This is a genomic window from Haloflavibacter putidus (assembly GCF_006546625.1).
In the GTDB taxonomy this organism is placed as follows: domain Bacteria; phylum Bacteroidota; class Bacteroidia; order Flavobacteriales; family Flavobacteriaceae; genus Mesonia; species Mesonia putida.
In genome coordinates this window covers 124,704-143,388 of record NZ_VIAR01000005.1, presented here as the reverse complement: position 1 = coordinate 143,388, position 18,685 = coordinate 124,704, and the positions used below count along the sequence as shown (strand labels likewise).

The following is an 18,685-nucleotide window of genomic DNA, read 5'->3' as shown; positions in this document are numbered from 1 at the left end:
AATAGGGCATACGTTGTAATAAACCAAAAAAAAGTATACTTTTGCAACCGATTTTTAAACAAATAAATTAGTAATTATGAATCATTATGAAACTGTTTTCATCTTGAATCCCGTTTTATCTGAAGACCAGGTAAAGGAAACAGTGAAGAAATATGAGGATTACCTCTCTTCTAAAGGAGCCAAGATGATCAACAAAGAAAACTGGGGGCTAAAAAAATTAGCATACCCTGTTCAAAGTAAAAAAAGTGGTTTTTACCATTTAATGGAGTTCCAAGTAGACGGTGAGGTTATCGATCCTTTAGAGTTAATGTTTAGACGTGACGAGCGTATAATGCGCTATTTGACGGTTAAACTGGACAAGCACGCTGTAGCTTGGGCAGAAAAAAGAGTGCAACGTAACAAAGAAAAAGCCTAAGACATGTCAACAACATCTATTGAACAACAAGCAAAAGGAAAAAAAGACGGAGAAATTAGATATTTAACTCCGTTAAATATAGAAACTAGCAAGAAGAAAAGATATTGCCGTTTTAAAAGATCGGGGATTAAGTATATAGATTATAAAGATCCAGATTTTTTAATGGCTTTTGTAAACGAGCAAGGAAAAATTTTACCGCGCCGTTTAACCGGTACTTCTTTAAAATACCAAAGAAAAGTAGCCGTTGCTGTAAAAAGAGCACGCCATTTAGCATTAATGCCTTACGTTGGTGATTTACTAAAATAAAACGAAACGATATTATGGAATTGATTTTAAAACAAGACGTAGATAATTTAGGCTTTGCAGATGATATCGTAACGGTAAAAAATGGTTATGGTAGAAATTATTTAATCCCACAAGGGTTTGCAGAGTTAGCAACGCCTTCCGCAAAGAAAATGTTGGAAGAGACGTTAAAACAACGCGCCTATAAAGAGAAAAAACATATAGACGAGGCAAGAACCCAAGCAGATAAATTAAAAGGCTTGAGTTTAACCATGTCTGCCAAAGCTGGTGCTGGCGATAAACTTTTTGGAAGTATTACCGCGGCAAATTTAAGTGAGGTTTTGAGTAAAGAAGGTGTAGATATAGATAAAAAGTACATCTCAATTTTTGGTGGAAACATTAAGCGTTTAGGTCAATATGATGCTAAATTGCGTTTTCATAGAGAGGTTATCGAAACCCTTACTTTTGATGTAGTAAAAGAAGAAGCTTAAACAAGCTTAGAATAAAATAAAAGCCTGCCCAATTGGGTGGGCTTTTTTATGTAGTTTTTTAAAATATATTGTTATGAAATATGCCCGGTTAACCAAAGAACAATTAGAAGAATTGCACCAAGAATTCATCAATTTTTTAGCTAGTCAATCTATAACGGCAGAAGAATGGCAGCAAATAAAAAAAGAAAAGCCAGAAGTGGCCGAAGAAGAATTAGATGTTTTTAGTGATTTAATTTGGGAAGGCGTTTTAAACCAAGCCAAGTTTTTAGAGCACCTTTCTAAAAAACAGCTTTTTCTTTTTAAAGTTGAAGAAGAAAAAATGCACCTTATTGGTTTAAAAGTTGAAAACGATGCTATAGATCTTAGAACCAAAGAGGGTTACCGGTGGTTGCAAGATAATTTGTTAAGCGACCAAGTTACTATTTACACTTCTACAAAAGCCATTTCAGAAGAGAGGAATAAAGATATTTTTATTCTTATACAACAAGGAGCCAATATTACAAAAGGCGAGCTGTTTGCTTATTTTCAAAAGTTGATAGAAGTTTAATTTATTTTGTGCTCTATTCGTACCGCAAAGATTCTATAGGGTCTTGTTTAGCAGCTTTTGTAGCCGGATAGCTACCAGAAATTACAGCAATAATAAAACTGATTACTGTTGCCCAAATTATGGCTAACCAAGGTATAGCAAACTCAAAATCTGCAATAGAAGCAACAATATAGCCAAAAAGCATCCCTATTAAAATTCCTAATATTCCGCCAAACTGGCCAATTATAAGTGTTTCTATAAAAAACTGAAAGGCTATTGTATTCTTTTTGGCGCCCATTGCTTTTCTTATACCAATTTCGCGCGTTCTTTCGGTTACGGAAACCAACATAATATTCATAAGGGCAATAGAAGATCCTAAAATGGTAATAATAGAAATTATCCAAGCAGCAGCATCTAAATAACCCATTAAATCTGCAATTTGGTTTAGAAGACTGTCGCTACGTGCAATACCAAAGTTATTTTCTTCTTTTGGTTGTAACTTTCTTATATTTCTAAAAGTGATTATAGCTTCGTCTTGAGCGCCTTCCATCATTTCTTTTTCGTCTACGCGCACACTTATAGAGTAATTAATTTTAGGTAGCGTAAACATAGAGCGCGCTACTTGTATGGGTAATAAAACACGCAAATCTTTGTTATTACCAAATGTAGAACCTTGACCTTCTAAAACACCAATTACTTTAAATTTGGCACCACGTACACTTATGGTTTTATTTATAGGGTCTAGACCTTTAAATAAACCTTTCTTAAAATCTGCTCCAACAATGCACACATTTGCATTATTTTTTATATCAAATACAGAAAAATTTCTGCCGGCTGTAAGCTCTAATCCTGAGTTTTCTAAATAGTTCTCGTTTACTCCCAAAACATTTACCTCGGGATCTGTTTTTTCTTTTTGGTATTTTACTTCGGCACCATTAGTTCCGGTAAAAGCAATAGAAGTATGCGTGTTGGGGAAGACAAAATTTTCTTTAAACCTTTTTGCTTCGCGATAGCTAATTATAGGATTAATTACCTCTTTTTCTCCACGGCCACGTGTTTGCACCGTAAAATCATACCGCTGCAAATTAAAAGTATTGGCACCCATAGAGGCAAAGTTAGAAGAGATAGTATTTTCTAAAGCATTTACAGCGCTTAAAATCCCTACCAAGGCAGAAATACCAATGGCAATAATTAAAACCGTTAAGATTGTTCTAAGTAATTGACCTTTAATACTATCTAAGGCAATTTTGATATTTTCTCCAAATAATGAAAACATAAATAAACAGAGTTCTAAGCATTCAACGATTACGCGGGGCAAAAGTTACTCAAAAAATGTATTTTGTTTGCATATATTTGCACTTTAAAATAAACTATGGCACAAAAACCTTCAATACCTAAAGGCACGCGCGATTTTTCTCCAGAAGAAGTTAGCAAACGCGAGTATATTGTTCAAACCATAAAAAAGCAATTTCAGCATTTTGGCTTTCAACCTATAGAAACGCCAAGTTTTGAAAATTCTGATACCCTTATGGGGAAATATGGGGAAGAAGGCGACCGTTTAATTTTTAAAATTTTAAATAGTGGCGATTTTCTTCGGAAGGTAAAAAATGATTTATATACCGAAAAAGATAGCTTAAAACTTACTCCTAAAATTTCAGAAAAAGCTTTGCGTTACGATCTTACCGTGCCATTTGCGCGCTATGTAGTGCAACACCAAAACGAAATAGATTTCCCGTTTAAGCGTTATCAAATTCAGCCGGTTTGGCGTGCAGACAGGCCGCAAAAAGGTAGATTTAGAGAGTTTTTTCAGTGCGATGCAGATGTAGTGGGCAGCAATAGTTTATGGCAAGAAGTAGAATTTGTACAATTGTATGACGTCGTTTTTACGCAATTAAAATTAGCAGGCGTAAGCATAAAAATGAACAACCGTAAAATCTTATCTGGTTTTGCCGAAGTAATTGGCGAAAGCGATAAATTAATAGATTTTACCGTGGCTTTAGACAAGTTAGACAAAATAGGAGAGGAAGGCGTTACCAAAGAAATGCAAGAAAAAGGCATTTCTGCGGAAGCGATAAAAACCATACGTCCTATTTTTTCACTTGGTGGAAATTTTTCTGATAAAATAGCAAGTTTAAAAGAAATTTTAGCTTCTTCAGAAATTGGTAAAAAAGGAATAGAAGAATTAGAATTTGTGCAAAAAGCAATAGAAAAAATGCCGTTGCAGACCGCAAATTTAGATTTAGACGTAACCTTAGCACGTGGATTAAATTATTATACTGGCGCAATTTTTGAAGTTGCTGCGCCACCCGATGTCAAAATGGGTTCTATTGGCGGCGGCGGTCGCTACGACGATTTAACCGGAATTTTTGGCTTAAATAATATTAGCGGAATAGGAATTTCTTTTGGTTTAGACCGCATTTATTTGGTTTTAGAAGAATTGGATTTATTCCCAAATTCGGCAAAGAATAATACGAAAGTAATTTTTATAAATTTTGGTCAAAAAGAAGCTTTATATGCAATGCAAGCTGTACAGAAATTACGAGAAAACGGTATTAACGCAGAGTTATACCCAGACAGTGCTAAAATGAAAAAACAAATGAACTACGCCAATAAACGCGATATAGCATACGTAGTTTTAGCCGGAAGCAAAGAGATGGAAAACCAGGAATTTACTTTAAAAAATATGAAAACCGGTAAGCAGGATAATTTTGGTTTCGAAAAAATGCTCAAAGTCCTACAATAATACAACTATGTTATAAAAAACAGTAAAAAAAGGCAAAACGCTAATAGTTTTGTCTTTTTTTAATCACCAATTTCTATTCTTTAGGCCGTGTCAATTCCATATAAATGGTAACGGCAACTTTATCGCCAATTACCGCGTCAGATGCCCAATCGCCAACACCTACGTTAAAATCGCTTCTGCTTATATCTTTATGAAATTCTAACCCCATAAGTTTAGTGTTTTTTTGCATTGGATGGTTCATTATTCCTTTCAACTCAAATGGTACTTCTACTTTTTTGCTTATACCTTTGATGCGTAAATCGCCCTCGGCAACAAATTTGTTTTCGCCTTCTTTTCTAATTTTATTAGAGGTGAATTTTATTTCAGGATAGGTTTCTGCCTCAAAAAACTCATCAGACAAAAGGTGCTGATTCCGTTTTTCGTTTTGGGTTTCAATGCTTTTTACCGGAATGCTAAAGCTGATTTTGCTTTCTTTTAAATTGTTGGGATCAAAATTAAAATCGCCTTCAAAATCTGTAAATTTTCCGTTTACGGTAGAAAAGAAATGTCCAATATCAAAAATTACCGCCGTGTGGGGCTTGTCAATTTCCCACGAGGTAGCAGTTTGCGCGTTCAGGTTTATTCCTGTAAAAATTAAAAATACAATTAATAACTTTTTCATAATTTATGGTTTAATCGCAATTTTTTAAAAATCACTTAATTAGTTAGTAATCTACATAAATTTACATTCAAAAACTAAAAAACTTTCTTAAAGTCATTTTAAGGCTTTATTCCGTAAAGTATTCGATACATTTATAATAATAATTGTTGCGCCTTCGCGGAAAAAGAAGCTTTAGCCTGTATACCATACCTAATTAAAGATTAAAAAAGCTCTCTTAACAATTTAAACCCAAAATATTTTGCATTTTTGAAAGAGCGGCAGCTTATAAAGAAAATTTACCGCCTTTCTTTTTATTAAAAATACAGGATTTAATTTTGGAACACATTGTCATTATAGGAAACGGAATTGCTGGTATAACTTGTGCCAGACACATCAGAAAAAATTCTGATAAGCAAATTACCGTAATTTCTGCAGAAAGCGATTATTTTTTCTCTCGTACTGCTTTAATGTACGTTTATATGGGCCACATGCAATGGCGGCATTTGAAACCCTATGAAGATTGGTTTTGGGAAAAAAACAGAATTGCGCTAAAAAACGCGTACGTAAAACACATAGATTTTGACCAAAAAACTCTGCATTTTTCGTCTAAAGAAACTATGTTTTACGATAAACTGGTTCTTGCTACCGGCAGCGTTTACAATAAATTTGGCTGGCCAGGTGAAGATTTAGATGGCGTGCAAGGTTTGGTAAGCAAACAAGATTTAGAACTTTTAGAAAAAAACACAAAAAATTGTAAACAGGCGGTAATTGTGGGCGGCGGACTAATAGGCGTTGAACTTGCCGAAATGCTGCGTACAAGAAATATAGCGGTCAAATTTTTAATTCGGGAAGAAGCTTTTTGGCATAACATTTTGCCTTTGCAAGATGCAAAATTCGTTTCAGCTCACATAAAAACACACGGCATAGATTTACAAGAAAACACTGAATTAGATAAAATAAGAGCCAATAAAAATAATAGGGTAGAAGCTGTAGAAACCAAAGACGAAAGAGAAATACGCTGCGATTTGGTAGGTTTATGTGCTGGTGTAAAACCAAATATTGCGTTTTTAAAAAAGACTTCTTTAGAATTAGATCGCGGTATTTTGGTAGATGATTTTTTAACTACCAACATTCCGGATGTTTATGCTATTGGAGATTGCGCACAAATAAGAAATCCTTTACCACACAGAAAACCTATCGAGGCGGTTTGGTATGTAGGCAGAATGATGGGCGAAACTTTAGCGCAAACTTTAACCGGTAATAAAATGCCGTATAAACCTGGTAATTGGTTTAATTCTGCCAAGTTTTTTGATATAGAATACCAAACATACGGTAAGGTTTCGCCTACAAAAAATACTAACGAAAAACAGTTACATTGGGAGCATCACGATAAAACCAAAGCAGTCACCATAGCCTTTAATCCAAAAACCGAAGAGTTTTTAGGCATCAATATTTTTGATATACGTATGCGGCACGCGGTCATAGATAATTGGTTAACGAAAAAAGCCAGTTTGCAACAAGTTTTACAAAATTTGGAAAGTGCCAACTTTGATCCAGAGTTCTATAAAACCTATGAAAAAGAAATATTTAGAAGTTTTCAGCAGGATTTAACGGCTAAAACTTTTTAAACAAAAGCTATGAGTAAACCGCAAAATAATATGTCGCTGGCGGGAGAGCCGCCTGCAAAATTAACGAAAGCACAAAAATTAGCTTCGGCTATAGGGTTGATAGGATTGTTTATTTTGGTGCTGGCAATTGCAAATGTCAATTTTCCGCATAAAACACTTTGGCTAAGTCTTTCTTTGGGTTTAATTACATTAGGAACTATTTTATTTGCTTATAAAACCTACGCGCACAAAACCCCGGGAATAAAAAACGATGGCGTTTGGTTTAAATCGATGACAAATCGCGGATTTTGGGCTTGGGTTACCGGGATTGGACTTACTTTTTTTTATGTTATTTTGTATTGGTATCCGAAATATTTAGGATTACGTTCTAATACAGATAACACCGGAATTATAGCGCTTTATGATCCTTTAAGCTATCTAATTAGCGGTGGTCCGGCAAGCCAGTGGTTTGTTTACGGAACGCTTTATACCTTGGCCATTTTCATATTTGGTTATAAGTTTATTTTAAAATACAAGCATAATAAATACGAAGTTTTGCGCACCTTTTCGGTGATGTTTTTTCAATTGGCGTTTGCTTTTCTTTTACCCGAAATTTTGGTTCGTTTAAATCAGCCATATTTCAATCCTGCCAATATTTGGCCGCTTAACTACGACTTTTTTGCTGGGTATAAATTAAATTCTTTCTTTTCTGCCGGAACTATAGGTACTATAATGTTTGCAATTGGCGTGCTTTCTGTTTTTGTAATTTCACCAATATTAACTTACAAATACGGTAAACGTTGGTATTGTAGTTGGGTTTGTGGTTGTGGTGGTATGGCAGAAACGGCGGGAGATCCATATAGGCATTTATCAGACAAATCTCTTTTTGCCTGGAAGGTAGAGCGATGGGTTATTCATTCGGTTTTAGTTTTTGCAACTGTAATGACTATTGCGGTAGTTTATTCTTTTTTAGGAGAAAATGCTGAAAAATTCTGGTTGACAAAAGATGTGTTTTTATGGATGTCAGCAGGATTTTTAACTCTTTTATTTGCTGGTTTAATGCTATTTAAACGCCAAGAATTGTCCAAAGATGCCAAGTATGGTGCAATAGGGTATTTGGTTGTAATTCTTTTTATTATAGCATTAAATTACTTTAGCGGAAACTCTAAAATTTTCTTTTTCCCCGGGTATAAATTGCGAGAGTGGTATGGCTTTTTAATTGGCGCAGCCTTTTCTGGGGTTATTGGCGTAGGCTTTTATCCTATTTTCGGGAACAGGGTTTGGTGCCGTTTTGGTTGCCCAATGGCTGCTATTTTAGGAATGCAACAACGTTTATTTTCAAAATTTAGAATTACCACCAATGGCGGGCAATGCATTTCTTGTGGCAATTGCTCTACCTATTGCGAAATGGGAATAGACGTAAGAGCATACGCACAAAAAGGCGAAAATATTATACGATCTAGTTGTGTTGGTTGTGGGATATGCGCTGCCGTTTGTCCGCGCGGAGTTTTAAAATTAGAAAACGATTCGTTAGACGGCCGTATTAACTCACAAGAAGTTTTGTTGGGCAACGATGTAGATTTAATGGATTTGGTAAACCAGAAAAGCAAGTAAGCGTGGCTTCTTTATATAAAACAAAAAAAGCTTTCGAAAAATCGAAAGCTTTTTTTAGTAGCGAGACCGAGATTTGAACTCGGGACCTCCGGGTTATGAATCCGACGCTCTAACCAACTGAGCTACCTCGCCAATTTCCGGGTGCAAATATAAAATTATTTTGAGCTTAAGCAAATAACTTTTCAAAATAAAACCAGTAAAATAATTTTTAGCTGATTCTAGCTTAGCAATTTGTTTTTTTATTGATTTAAAATTATATGCTGTAATTTTTTCAAAGCTGAATACTTTCCGTAAAGTTATTGGAAAATTAAACGCAATTAAGCATTTTTAATACCGAAATGTTGGCTTTTTAGAAAAAAAGGTCTTTTTGCATTTTTAACTTTTGTGGAAAATAAAATTGAGCATTTTTCTTTTTATGTTAGCAAAGAATATATATATTGCCTTTCAACAAATAGCCTATTTTTATGACTACAAAAACAAAATATGAATTGGAGTTTCCCATACAAGCATCTCCATCTTTATTATACCAATATATTTCTACTCCGTCCGGTTTAAGCGAGTGGTTTGCAGATAATGTAAACTCTCGTGGAGAGGTTTTTACCTTTATTTGGGAAGGAAGCGAAGAACAAGCAAAATTAGTAAGCAAAAAAAGTGGAGAGCGTATTAAATTACGATGGATGGAAGCCGAAGAAGAAGGCGATTCCAGTTATTTTGAAATGCGCATTCAAGTAGATGAAATCACTAAAGACGTGTCGTTAATGATTACAGATTTTGCAGATGATGATGATGATGTAAACGAAGGGAAAATGTTGTGGGAAAACATGATTTCAGATTTAAAACAAGTCTTAGGTTCAGCATAAAAAACTTTTAAAAATAGTATATTCGCCCCGGTTTAAATTTTAAAATCGGGGTTTTTTATGTTCAATTTTGACGGCGAAATTTTAAGTAATTCAGAAAAAGCGCTGAGCTTAGATAACAGAGCTTTTAACTATGGCGACGGTTTGTTTGAAAGCTTGCGCGTAGTGCACAATAAAATCATGTTTTGGGAAGATCATTATTTTAGGTTAATGGCATCTATGCGCATTATGCGTATGGAAATACCTAAAGAATTCTCTCCTGAATTTTTAGAAAACCAAATCTTAGCATTAATCGCTGCCAATAATTTAGAAAAAAAACCGGCACGCGTAAAAATAAATGTTTTTAGGAAAGCTGGCGGACTGTATACACCGCAAACCAGAGAAATTGGGTATTGTATACGTACCGATAATTTGGAAAAAGCTTTTTACGAATTGTCTGAAAAAAAATGTAGGATAGAATTGTTTAAAGACCATTATTTAAACAACGGTTTGCTATCAACTCTTAAAAGTACCAATAAAGCAATTAATGTGTTGGCGGGAATTTATGCTTCCGAAAATAAATATGACAATCTCTTATTGTTAAACCACCAAAAAATGGTGGTAGAGGCCATAAATGGAAATCTTTTTTTAGTGAAAGAAAATAAAATCAAAACGCCCCCTTTAACCGATGGTTGTTTAGATGGTATCTTTCGTAAAAAACTTATTGAAGTACTTAAGAAAAGTGAAGATTACGAAATTATTGAAGAAAGCATTTCTCCGTTCGAACTGCAAAAGGCAGATGAGCTTTTAATTACCAATTCTATTCAAGGAATTATACCGGTAAGTAATTATAGGAAAAAAGCATACACAACAACTTTGGCAACAGATTTACTAAAAAAGATAAATATGCTGGCTAGGCTAGGTTAGTTGTAACTAGGGTTTTCTGGGGCATTAGACCATATTAAAAACTCGCCGCCTTGTTCTTCCAGTTTTTCTTTCCAAAACGTGGTAAATTCTCTACTCAAAATATTTTTTTGGTCGCTGTTATCTGTAATTATCCAGGTGTCTGCTTTTACTTCTTCTTCTAATTGCTTTGGCTCCCAGCCAGAATAGCCCAAGAAAAATTTAATTTCTTCGGAAGTTATTAGGTCTTGCTCGATTAACTTTTTTACAGCTTCAAAATTACCTCCCCAAAATATACCGTTAGAAATTTCTATGCTTTGCGGAATAAGATCTGGCACTTGATGTATAAAGTAAAGATTATCTTGTTCTACTGGTCCACCATTAAAAATTTTAAAATCTTTATTTAACTCGGGCAAAAAATCAGATAAACTAAAATCTAAGACTTTATTCATTATAAATCCTACAGAACCGTTTTTATTACAATCTGCTAAAAGTATAACAGCTCTATTAAAAGACATATCGCCAATAATAGAGGGTTTTGCTACCAATAAGCTTCCTTTCGTGGGTCGTTGTAGAGTCAAATTTTTTCTGTTTTATATATAAAATTAACAATTTTTAAATAAATAACTTAAAAAAAAACATAAAAAACAAAAAAGACCTTTCATAAATAGTAGAAAGGTCCTCTCAGATAATTATAAAATGTGCTAAAATTAGTTTACAGCCTTCTGTAAATCAGAACCTGCTTTAAACTTCACTACATTTTTAGCAGCAATTTTAATAGTTTTTCCTGTTTGAGGATTTCTACCTTCGCGAGCAGCTCTTTTAGATACAGACCAAGATCCGAATCCTACTAAAGAAACTCTGTCTCCTTTTTTAAGCGAACCTTCTACGTTTTCTAAAAAAGATTCTAAAGCTTTTTTTGCTGCAGCTTTTGAAATTCCGGCGTCTTCTGCCATTGCGTCAATTAAATTCGTTTTGTTCATAATTTTTAATTTAAACTATTTGTTGGTTAAACATTTATTGATTTGCTCTACAAATTTATACGGAATTCTTTTCTATGCAAGGCTTAGCAAAGGAAAAGCCGTAAATTGTTAATAACTTTTACCAATTGTTAATAAAGAATACTTGTTTTTATCAAAATAGTTGCTTTTTCAGTGTCTATAAGGGTTTACAACATTTTTGCATTTGGTTTTATTTCAAAACCATTTAAAAGGTCTTTTACTGGCAATTTTCTTTTTCCTGGTAATTGTATTTCTATCAATTGTAATAAACCCTCTTTTACGGCCACTTTAAGCGTTTTATCTTCTTGTATAATCGTAGCGTATTTAAAAGAATGTTCTTCTTCTAAAAATATACTTTTATAAATTTTACATTTTAATTCTTTGTCGCCGTTTTGTAATATTGTCCAAGCAACGGGGTAGGGCGAGAGGCCACGAATAAGATTTTGAATTTCTTCTCCGGGTTTGTTCCAGTCAATTCTCGTGTTGTTTTTATCTAGCTTATAAGCACTTTTAAGGTTTTCTGAATTGCTTTGCGGTACGGTTTTTACCTCTTTTTCTTCTGCAAGCAACTCTAAGGTTTCTATAATTAAATTTGCACCCGCTTGCATAAGTTTGTCGTGCAGACTACCGGCATTGTCCTCTTTACTTATATTTACTTCTTTTTGCAACAATATAAGTCCAGTATCTATTTTCTCATCTATAAAAAAAGTAGTAACTCCGGTTTTTTCTTCGCCATGAATTATTACCCAGTTTATTGGTGCCGCCCCACGGTATTGCGGTAAGAGCGATGCGTGCAAATTGAATGTACCATATTTAGGAAACTGCCAAACCTTTTTAGGCAACATTCTAAAAGCTACCACAACTTGTAAGTTTGGATTTAAGTTTTTTAATTCTTGCTCAAATTCTTCGGCTTTTAAATTAGTGGGTTGTAGCACGGGTAAATTCCGCGAAAGCGCAAACTCTTTTACAGCAGATTGTTGTAGTTTTCTGCCACGGCCTGCTGGTTTGTCTGGCGCAGTAACCACGCCCACCACGTTAAAACCTTTATCTATAATCTTTTCTAAAGCGTGTACCGCAAATGCGGGCGTACCCATAAAAAGTATGCGCAAATTTTTCATAAAGTAAGTGTGAAATAATTATTAGGACTCACCTCTACGAGGCCTTTGTCTAGCATTAAGCGTAAAATACGAATTATATCCTCTTCCGGAAAGTCTAATTTCTTAACCAGCTCTTTAGAGTTTAAAGATTCTTTTTCTAATACCATAACTATATTACGGTAGATAGTTTTATCGTCTACCGGTTTTTTGCTTTTTTTCTGAAAACATACCGAGCAGTTATTGCAATCTTTTGTTTTTGTCTCGCCAAAGTAAGCGAGTATTTGTTTGGTTTTACAGACCTCGTTATTTTGTACAAAACTTAAAACCGCATTTATTTTGTTTTTTTTGTTTTGATATTGTTGTTTTATGTACGGAATTAAAGGATTTATAGTGCGCTCATCTTCCCGTGGCACCATAAACATAATGCTGGTATCTTGGTCTGTAATGTTTAATTCTAATATTTGTTGCTGCTCTAATTGTTTTAGCAAATGCTCTATTTGCTCTTTTTTTAAAGCTGTTTTAGCTGCAAGTTTTTGTACATCTAATTTTATAGGATAATCTAACAACCCGCCTTTTGTTCTTAAAATGTTGTCTAACAGATTTTGAAAAATCGTGTTTTTTTGGGAAAAATAGTTTAATTGGTTGGCATTTACCACAAACTTAATACTGTAGCCGGTGTGGTATTCTTGTTTTAAGGTAATTACCCCGGTGCGGTCTAAGAGTTGTAAAATATTATAAGTTGCCGTAGTTGGTAAGTCGTATTTGGTGCAAAAGTTTAAAAAGTTAAAGTTAAATTCTGTTTGCGCACCTTCGCCATAAGCTATACGTAAAAAAGTGTTTAATTTTTTGTAAACGTATTTTACACTTTTTGGTTGTGGTAAAACGTTTAAAAATTGATTTTCTACCCGAATAATATCTGCGTTGTTATACAGCAACAAAACTTTAGACGCTTTGCCGTCTCTACCTGCTCTTCCGGCTTCTTGAAAATAACTTTCTAGACTTTCGGGTAAGTGGTAATGTATCACGTTGCGTACGTTGGCTTTGTCTATACCCATTCCAAAAGCTGTAGTAGCAACAATTACCCTAAATTTTTCGCTAATCCAATCTTGTAAAAGTTTATTCTTTACGGAAGTGTTTAAACCGCCGTGAAATGCTTCGGCACTAATATTTTCGTAAGCCAAAACTTGTTTTATCTCTTCTGTAGCTTTTCTGCTACGCACATAAATAATGCTTACGCCAGAATTTTTAGTTAAAAAATTGCTTAGGGCAAAATTTTTATCTTCATAAAATTCGGTAAGCAAAGAAATATTTGTTCTTTTAAAACTATAGCGTACAATCTTGGCGTTGCTAAGTTCTAAAGTTGCCCGAATATCGTTTACAACTTCTTTGGTTGCGGTAGCGGTTAAGGCAACTATATTGGCCGCAGGTTGCAAATCTTTCAAAATTTGAATATTGCGGTAAGCCGGTCTAAAATCGTGGCCCCATTCTGATATACAATGCGCTTCGTCTATAGCAATGAGATTTACATTCATTTGCAAAATGCGTTGTTGTACAATTTCTTGTTGTAAACGTTCTGGAGAGAGGTAGAGAAATTTATAATTTCCGTAAATGCAATTATCTAATAATTTATCTAATTCGTCATAACGCAACTTCCCGCTTATTCTTACTGCTTTTATTCCTTTTTTTTGCAAATTGTCTACTTGGTCTTGCATTAAGGCAATTAAAGGAGAGATAACAATGCAGATACCTTCTTGCGCAAGCGCTGGCACTTGAAAAGTAATAGATTTGCCGCCCCCGGTTGGTAATAAGCCAATAACATCTTGCTTTTGCAATAAGGTTTGGATAATTTCTTCTTGGGCCGGTTTAAACTCGGTATAACCCCAGAATTTTTGCAGTATGTCTAATGGGCTTTCCAATTAGGAGTTTTTAAGTTTATCTAAAATAAAATTTACACGTTTTTCTACACTTGCTTTTGGCACTTTTATCAATTTGTAGTCCAAGTTCTCGTAAGTTTTGATTAAGTGATTCTGAATAATTTTGGCTTCTTCCAAAGATTCATAACGTTCATTATCAGATGCGTATATTTCTTCCCATATGGGGAATAAAAAAACCTTACTATATCTATATTCCTTATTAGCTTCGGTAAAAAAACTGGGATAATCATCTTGGTGATAATCCATATAAGCCGTTACGTCCGGAATACCACGATCTATAAAAATAAATTTTTGGTTAGATTCATCAGCTTCTTTAAATTGTTTTATTCGGCCTTCCAATAGTTTTTCGCTAAACAATAATGGTTTGTCTAAAAACAATTGTTTTACGCCTTTTCGTTGCGCTTCTTTGGTAACTTCCCGAGAAATTTCAGGAAAACAAAGGTAGCCTTTTGCTTTTAAGTAACTTAAAGCGGTAGATTTTCCGGTGCCGGGACCACCAATTATGAGTATTTTTTCTGTTTGCACGATTTTCACGTTCTTAATTTTAGAGCAATTTAAAAAAATGATTGAATAACAGTATCTTTGTAACCAAAAGAAATACGATTTTATGAGCAATTCTGATAAACGGGAGGAATTTTACAACAAATTAAAAGAAAAATTGGCAGATACCAGCAGTTGGCCGAGTGAATATTTATATAAATTTATAGTACCAACTATTGATGAACGAATAAAAGTGTTGGAAGATATTTTTAATAATATGGGCGCAGTTATTAAAACAAAGCAATCTAGCAAAGGCAATTATACCAGCGTCTCTGTTAATGTAAAAATGAAAAACCCAGAACATGTTGTAGATAAATATAAAGAAGTAGGGCAAAAAGTAGAAGGAGTAATCTCTTTATAGTATATTTTTTGTAATTTTTAGAAGTAATTTGTTTTGCCTTAAAAAATATTTATTAATTTGCCGCCTATACAGTAGCTTGACTGCTACACAAATAATTACCTTATTAAATTTCAATTTTGATATACGATTTAGAATACAATTCAGAACGGAGTAAACTCATTATTCCAGAATATGGCAGACATATTCAAAAAATGGTAGAGCACGCCGTTAGCATTGAAGACGATAAAGAGCGCAACGAAGTAGCAAAGTCTATTATTGCGGTAATGGGAAATTTGAATCCGCATTTACGCGATGTACCAGACTTTCAGCATAAGCTTTGGGACCAACTTTTTATTATAAGCGATTTTAAATTAGAGGTAGATTCACCTTACCCTAAACCTTCCAAAGAGAAATTACAAGAATCTCCGTCTCCTTTAGAATACCCACAAAACCATCCTAAATACCGTTTTTACGGAAATAATATTAAAAGGATGATAGATGAAGCAAAGAAATGGGATGAGGGAGATTTAAAAGAAGCGCTTATCTTTACCATTGCTAACCATATGAAAAAGTGTTACCTTAATTGGAACAAAGATACGGTAGAAGATAAAATGATTTTTGATCATTTGTATGAGTTGAGTGATGGCGCAATTAACTTGCGTAAAAAAGAAGAAGATCTAACCCAAGCATCAGACTTGGTACGAAATACCAAGAAAAGAAAACCTACAAAAAAGACTAACAACCACCGCAATCGTGGTCGTAAACGCTATTAATCTACCCAAAATAAATGGCAATTTTTCAAATAGAAGGTGGCCGTTCCTTAAAAGGGGAAATATCGCCACAAGGTGCAAAAAATGAGGCACTGCAAGTTTTATGTGCAGTTTTGCTAACTCCGCAAGAAGTGAGAATAGATAACATTCCAGATATTAGGGATGTAAATAAATTGATGGGAATCCTAAAAAATCTTGGGGTAAAAATCAATAAAATAGAAAAAGGTAGCTATACTTTTAAAAGTGACGAGTTAGACATAGATTACCTCACTTCAGATTTGTTTAAGCAAGAAGGCAGCGGCTTACGCGGTTCTATTATGATTGTTGGACCTCTGTTGGCCAGATTTGGAAAAGGTTATATACCCAGACCCGGTGGCGACAAAATTGGCAGAAGAAGATTAGATACCCATTTTGAAGGATTTATAAAATTAGGCGCAACTTTTAACTACAATAAAGAAGAACGCTTTTATGGCGTAGAAGCACCAAACGGACTTATCGGAAAATACATGCTTTTAGAAGAAGCATCTGTCACCGGTACCGCCAATATTATTATGGCGGCCGTGTTAGCAAAAGGTACTACTACAATTTATAATGCAGCTTGCGAACCTTATATTCAGCAACTATGTAAAATGCTTAATGCAATGGGGGCAAAAATAAGCGGCATTGGCTCTAATTTATTATATATAGATGGAGTAAAAGAGCTTTACGGATGTGCACACCGGGTTTTGCCAGATATGATAGAAATTGGCTCGTGGATTGGTTTGGCGGCAATGACGCAAAGCGAAATTACCATTAAAAACGTAAGTTGGGATAATTTGGGATTAATACCAACAACTTTTAGAAAATTAGGTATTACTTTAGAAAGAAAAGGAGACGATATTTATATTCCTGCACACACCAACGGCTATGAAGTACAAAGTTTTATAGACGGTTCTATTATGAATATTAGCGACTCTCCGTGGCCGGGCTTTACGCCAGATTTACTAAGTATAGTTTTGGTAGTAGCTACTCAAGCCCGTGGTAGTGTACTTATTCATCAAAAAATGTTTGAAAGTAGGTTGTTTTTTGTAGATAAACTTATAGATATGGGCGCAAAAATAATTTTATGCGATCCGCATCGTGCTACTATTATCGGGCACGATTTTAAATCTACCTTAAAAGCAACTACGATGAGTAGTCCGGATATTAGGGCAGGGGTTTCTTTATTAATTGCGGCACTTTCGGCAAAAGGAACTTCTGTAATTCATAATATAGAACAAATAGACCGTGGTTACGAAAATATTGAAGAACGTTTACAAGCTATTGGCGCAAAAATAAAACGCGTAGAATAATAGTAGCTTTACGGAAAAATTAAAAAACCGTCTTTAGCTAAAAAAGACGGTTTTTTTATATTATAACTTCTTGTTTATAGCTTGATAAAAGCTTTTTTACCGGGTAAAATAGATTAATTCTTTACTTCTACGGTATCTTCTTCCGGGGTTTCTAACTCACACGAATCTTCGTCATAGCCAAAAAGGTTTTGCTCTTTAATCATAGCAGCAGTATGCGCTGGTAAAGCATCTTCCCAACCTTCTTCTTTTAAATGAATTTTATCTAAAATCTCTCTGGAGTAAATATCCAGAATATCCGGGTCGTAATCTTTAATATCTACAACTTTTCCGTTGTATTTAAAAAATTTGTACAACTCCTTCATTCGCGGATGTACGCGTAGATTTTCGCTGGTAGTAATTTCGCCGGATCTTCTGTCTTTTAGCGGATATAAATAAACCTTTAAATCTTTAAAAAACAATTTACCAAAGGCTTCTAAAATCCCGCCGCTTAAATGACGGTAATATTTTTCGTCAAAAATATCTATCAAGTTGCTTACACCCATAGCCAAGCCCATACGCTGTTTGGTATAATTAGAGAAATATTCTACAACTTTATAATATTGCTGAAAGTTAGAAATCATTACCGTTTGGCCCAACGAGCAAAGCAGTTTGGCACGGTCCATAAAATCTTTTTCGTTTATTTCTCCTTCAGAACGTAGGTTAGATAAAGTAATTTCAAAAACGCTAATAGTATTGTCTTTTTCTACCCGGTTTTCCTCCAAAAACAACTCTAAAGAGTTTTTGTAAATATCCATATTTACTTTGGTAACCGGTCTAAAACTTCCGCGTAAAGCTAAAACATTTTTTTTATAAAGCACTTTTGCCGGTAAAACATTATTACCGTCCGGTGCAAACATCACGGCTTCTGTCATCCCGTTTTTTACCAATTGTAAACTCATAAGGCGGTTGTCTACATTTTCAAATCGCGGACCGCTAAAGTTTATGGTATCTATTTCTATTTGGTCTTTATCTATATGGTCGTAAAGATATTGTAGTAATTTTTTAGGCGTATCGTATTTATAATACGCGCCGTAAATTAAATTTACGCCCAAAATACCTAAAGTATTTTGTTGTAAACGTGCATCGTTTTCGTGAAAACGCACATGCAAAATAATATCGTTATATTCTTCTTCCGGTCTTACCTGGTAGCGTATGCCAACCCAACCGTGGCCTTTATATTTCTTAGAAAAATCTATGGTTGCTACGGTATTGGCGTAGCTAAAAAATAATTTATTAGGGTGTTTTTTTCTTTCTATGCGCTCTTCTATAAGTTGCATTTCGTGCGAGAGCATTTTTTTTAAACGCGCTTCTGTAACATAGCGTTTATCTTCTTCTTCGCCGTAAATAGCATCGCTAAAATCTTTATCGTAAGCGCTCATAGTTTTAGCAATGGTGCCGGACGCGCCACCGGCCCTAAAAAAATTTCTCACGGTTTCTTGTCCCGCGCCAATTTCAGAAAAAGTTCCGTATATATTTTTATTCAAATTTATACGAAGCGTTTTACTTTTTATGGAGGGAACGTTTTCAAACTCCCGATCGCCCATTATGGTTATTGGCATAATTTATTGAAATTTAG

General features: G+C 34.4%; 20 protein-coding genes and 1 tRNA gene. 12 read left to right on the top strand and 9 right to left on the bottom strand.

Translation table 11 applies throughout. From position 1 onward, the window contains the following. Positions 1–76 precede the first annotated feature (76 nt). The 4 genes from rpsF (at position 77) to FKR84_RS06825 (ending at position 1,735) form a co-directional block, all read left to right on the top strand. On the top strand, positions 77–415 hold the full coding sequence (gene rpsF / locus FKR84_RS06840; RefSeq protein ID WP_141421554.1) for a 30S ribosomal protein S6: 339 nt from the start codon (positions 77–79) through the stop codon (positions 413–415). A 3-nt stretch (positions 416–418) separates the two neighbouring features. Continuing rightward, the gene (gene rpsR, locus FKR84_RS06835) at positions 419–721 is read left to right on the top strand and encodes a 30S ribosomal protein S18 (protein WP_141421553.1); all 303 of its coding nucleotides are present in this window, start codon (positions 419–421) and stop codon (positions 719–721) included. Positions 722–735: 14 nt separating this feature from the next. Continuing rightward, entirely contained in the window at positions 736–1,188 is a 453-nt protein-coding gene (rplI, locus tag FKR84_RS06830; protein WP_141421552.1) for a 50S ribosomal protein L9, read from the top strand. A 73-nt stretch (positions 1,189–1,261) separates the two neighbouring features. Next, entirely contained in the window at positions 1,262–1,735 is a 474-nt protein-coding gene (locus FKR84_RS06825) for a DUF6495 family protein (RefSeq protein WP_141421551.1), read from the top strand. 13 nt (positions 1,736–1,748) lie between these two features. Here the strand turns inward: FKR84_RS06825 and FKR84_RS06820 are convergent, their stop codons facing one another. Continuing rightward, positions 1,749–2,990 carry an ABC transporter permease gene (locus FKR84_RS06820; protein WP_141421550.1) on the bottom strand — a complete coding sequence of 414 codons (1,242 nt, stop codon included), beginning with the start codon at positions 2,988–2,990 and terminating at the stop codon, positions 1,749–1,751. A gap of 96 nt (positions 2,991–3,086) precedes the next feature. Between FKR84_RS06820 and hisS the strand changes: the two genes are divergently transcribed. Then, a complete protein-coding gene (hisS, locus tag FKR84_RS06815) occupies positions 3,087–4,457 on the top strand; it encodes a histidine--tRNA ligase (RefSeq protein WP_141421549.1) in 1,371 nt (456 codons plus the stop codon). Positions 4,458–4,530: 73 nt separating this feature from the next. On the opposite strand, the gene FKR84_RS06810 is transcribed toward hisS, so the two are convergent. After that, a complete protein-coding gene (locus tag FKR84_RS06810; protein WP_141421548.1) occupies positions 4,531–5,118 on the bottom strand; it encodes a YceI family protein in 588 nt (195 codons plus the stop codon). Between the two features lie 314 nt (positions 5,119–5,432). Between FKR84_RS06810 and FKR84_RS06805 the strand changes: the two genes are divergently transcribed. Continuing rightward, a complete protein-coding gene (locus FKR84_RS06805) occupies positions 5,433–6,725 on the top strand; it encodes an NAD(P)/FAD-dependent oxidoreductase (protein WP_141421547.1) in 1,293 nt (430 codons plus the stop codon). Between the two features lie 9 nt (positions 6,726–6,734). Beyond that, on the top strand, positions 6,735–8,318 hold the full coding sequence (locus tag FKR84_RS06800; protein WP_141421546.1) for a 4Fe-4S binding protein: 1,584 nt from the start codon (positions 6,735–6,737) through the stop codon (positions 8,316–8,318). A 58-nt stretch (positions 8,319–8,376) separates the two neighbouring features. Here the strand turns inward: FKR84_RS06800 and FKR84_RS06795 are convergent. Continuing rightward, positions 8,377–8,450, bottom strand: a tRNA-Met gene (locus tag FKR84_RS06795). Positions 8,451–8,782: 332 nt separating this feature from the next. Here FKR84_RS06795 and FKR84_RS06790 point away from each other — a divergent pair. Together FKR84_RS06790 and FKR84_RS06785 are read left to right on the top strand one after the other, a co-directional pair. Then, positions 8,783–9,178: an START-like domain-containing protein gene (locus tag FKR84_RS06790; RefSeq protein ID WP_141421545.1), complete on the top strand. Its 396-nt coding sequence runs from the start codon at positions 8,783–8,785 to the stop codon at positions 9,176–9,178. Between the two features lie 57 nt (positions 9,179–9,235). Further along, positions 9,236–10,081, top strand: coding sequence for an aminotransferase class IV (locus tag FKR84_RS06785; protein WP_141421544.1), 846 nt, complete (start codon positions 9,236–9,238; stop codon positions 10,079–10,081). On the opposite strand, the gene FKR84_RS06780 is transcribed toward FKR84_RS06785, so the two are convergent. The 5 genes from FKR84_RS06780 to FKR84_RS06760 form a co-directional block, all read right to left on the bottom strand. Then, the gene (locus FKR84_RS06780; RefSeq protein WP_141421543.1) at positions 10,078–10,638 is read right to left on the bottom strand and encodes a YqgE/AlgH family protein; all 561 of its coding nucleotides are present in this window, start codon (positions 10,636–10,638) and stop codon (positions 10,078–10,080) included. The genes FKR84_RS06785 and FKR84_RS06780 overlap by 4 nt on opposite strands. Positions 10,639–10,767: 129 nt before the next feature. Beyond that, complete coding sequence (locus FKR84_RS06775) at positions 10,768–11,040, bottom strand: HU family DNA-binding protein (RefSeq protein WP_141421542.1); 273 nt, start codon at positions 11,038–11,040, stop codon at positions 10,768–10,770. A gap of 185 nt (positions 11,041–11,225) precedes the next feature. Continuing rightward, positions 11,226–12,176 (bottom strand): methionyl-tRNA formyltransferase, encoded by a 951-nt coding sequence (gene fmt, locus FKR84_RS06770; protein ID WP_141421541.1) that lies wholly within the window; start codon positions 12,174–12,176, stop codon positions 11,226–11,228. Beyond that, entirely contained in the window at positions 12,173–14,071 is a 1,899-nt protein-coding gene (locus FKR84_RS06765; RefSeq protein ID WP_141421540.1) for a RecQ family ATP-dependent DNA helicase, read from the bottom strand. The genes fmt and FKR84_RS06765 overlap by 4 nt, the downstream gene beginning before the upstream one ends. Further along, positions 14,072–14,614 (bottom strand): AAA family ATPase, encoded by a 543-nt coding sequence (locus FKR84_RS06760; protein WP_141421615.1) that lies wholly within the window; start codon positions 14,612–14,614, stop codon positions 14,072–14,074. It abuts the gene before it with no gap. An 82-nt stretch (positions 14,615–14,696) separates the two neighbouring features. Between FKR84_RS06760 and FKR84_RS06755 the strand changes: the two genes are divergently transcribed. The 3 genes from FKR84_RS06755 (at position 14,697) to murA (ending at position 17,070) form a co-directional block, all read left to right on the top strand. Beyond that, entirely contained in the window at positions 14,697–14,990 is a 294-nt protein-coding gene (locus tag FKR84_RS06755) for a DUF493 family protein (protein ID WP_141421539.1), read from the top strand. 116 nt (positions 14,991–15,106) lie between these two features. Further along, on the top strand, positions 15,107–15,742 hold the full coding sequence (locus FKR84_RS06750) for a DUF4290 domain-containing protein (protein WP_141421538.1): 636 nt from the start codon (positions 15,107–15,109) through the stop codon (positions 15,740–15,742). Positions 15,743–15,756: 14 nt separating this feature from the next. Next, positions 15,757–17,070, top strand: a complete 1,314-nt coding sequence (murA, locus tag FKR84_RS06745) for a UDP-N-acetylglucosamine 1-carboxyvinyltransferase (protein ID WP_141421537.1) — start codon at positions 15,757–15,759, stop codon at positions 17,068–17,070. Between the two features lie 113 nt (positions 17,071–17,183). Here murA and FKR84_RS06740 read toward each other — a convergent pair whose 3' ends face one another. Beyond that, entirely contained in the window at positions 17,184–18,668 is a 1,485-nt protein-coding gene (locus FKR84_RS06740; RefSeq protein ID WP_141421536.1) for a TonB-dependent receptor, read from the bottom strand. Between the last annotated feature and the right edge of the window lie 17 nt (positions 18,669–18,685).

What these genes read in the sequence shown, in the direction of transcription:
- rpsF (WP_141421554.1), top strand. Translation starts at nt 77, where the DNA reads ATGAATCATTATGAAACTGTTTTCATCTTGAATCCCGTTTTATCTGAA.
- rplI (WP_141421552.1), top strand. Translation starts at nt 736, where the DNA reads ATGGAATTGATTTTAAAACAAGACGTAGATAATTTAGGCTTTGCAGAT.
- hisS (WP_141421549.1), top strand. Translation starts at nt 3,087, where the DNA reads ATGGCACAAAAACCTTCAATACCTAAAGGCACGCGCGATTTTTCTCCA.
- FKR84_RS06810 (WP_141421548.1), bottom strand. Translation starts at nt 5,118, where the DNA reads ATGAAAAAGTTATTAATTGTATTTTTAATTTTTACAGGAATAAACCTG.
- FKR84_RS06790 (WP_141421545.1), top strand. Translation starts at nt 8,783, where the DNA reads ATGACTACAAAAACAAAATATGAATTGGAGTTTCCCATACAAGCATCT.
- FKR84_RS06825 (WP_141421551.1), top strand. Translation starts at nt 1,262, where the DNA reads ATGAAATATGCCCGGTTAACCAAAGAACAATTAGAAGAATTGCACCAA.
- FKR84_RS06820 (WP_141421550.1), bottom strand. Translation starts at nt 2,990, where the DNA reads ATGTTTTCATTATTTGGAGAAAATATCAAAATTGCCTTAGATAGTATT.
- rpsR (WP_141421553.1), top strand. Translation starts at nt 419, where the DNA reads ATGTCAACAACATCTATTGAACAACAAGCAAAAGGAAAAAAAGACGGA.
- FKR84_RS06740 (WP_141421536.1), bottom strand. Translation starts at nt 18,668, where the DNA reads ATGCCAATAACCATAATGGGCGATCGGGAGTTTGAAAACGTTCCCTCC.
- FKR84_RS06755 (WP_141421539.1), top strand. Translation starts at nt 14,697, where the DNA reads ATGAGCAATTCTGATAAACGGGAGGAATTTTACAACAAATTAAAAGAA.
- fmt (WP_141421541.1), bottom strand. Translation starts at nt 12,176, where the DNA reads ATGAAAAATTTGCGCATACTTTTTATGGGTACGCCCGCATTTGCGGTA.
- FKR84_RS06785 (WP_141421544.1), top strand. Translation starts at nt 9,236, where the DNA reads ATGTTCAATTTTGACGGCGAAATTTTAAGTAATTCAGAAAAAGCGCTG.
- murA (WP_141421537.1), top strand. Translation starts at nt 15,757, where the DNA reads ATGGCAATTTTTCAAATAGAAGGTGGCCGTTCCTTAAAAGGGGAAATA.
- FKR84_RS06800 (WP_141421546.1), top strand. Translation starts at nt 6,735, where the DNA reads ATGAGTAAACCGCAAAATAATATGTCGCTGGCGGGAGAGCCGCCTGCA.
- FKR84_RS06775 (WP_141421542.1), bottom strand. Translation starts at nt 11,040, where the DNA reads ATGAACAAAACGAATTTAATTGACGCAATGGCAGAAGACGCCGGAATT.